Genomic DNA, 523 nt, shown 5'->3' on the forward strand with positions numbered 1-523 from the left:
TGTGTATAAGTGACAGGGTTGAGATTGTCTGGGGCTGATCCGGGGGCTTTGGCGGGAGTTGCTTGGCGCGGAGCCTGAGGCGGTGCCACCCTATTCGATGGATTGGTCCGAGCCGCAGGGGCAGGAGCGGCTCTGGGCAGCGGCGCTGCGACACATGGCGATGAAAGACAGCGGTGATGCGGCCCCCGGTGACGTGCTGCTTTTCCGATTGCGGCAGGGCGCGGTGGCAAAGCACCTTGGGCTGCAGGCGCGCGTCGGGGTCAGCGCCAGTTTCATCCACGCCTATGCGCGGCACGGGGTGGTGGAAAGCCCGCTCAGCCCGCCGTGGCAGCGGCGCATCGTGGCGCGATTTGTATTTCCTAAGGAGGTCTCCTGATGGCGACGATTGTTCTTTCGGCAGCGGGGGCGGCGGTTGGCGGCTCCATTGGGGGCACGCTGGCGGGGCTGTCTTCGGTCGCGGTGGGCCGCGCGGTGGGGGCGAGCCTTGGGCGGTTGGTGGATCAACGCTTGCTGGGCCAAGGCT

Annotated in this window: 1 pseudogene; it reads left to right on the top strand. The window is 67.1% G+C overall.

Annotated elements, in window-relative coordinates:
* Window positions 1–16: 16 nt before the first annotated feature.
* Window positions 17–376, top strand: a pseudogene (locus J7392_RS24165) (peptidase); the annotation flags it as partial.
* Between the last annotated feature and the right edge of the window lie 147 nt (window positions 377–523).

This window comes from Sulfitobacter sp. R18_1 (assembly GCF_017743915.1).
GTDB classification, from domain to species: domain Bacteria; phylum Pseudomonadota; class Alphaproteobacteria; order Rhodobacterales; family Rhodobacteraceae; genus Sulfitobacter; species Sulfitobacter faviae.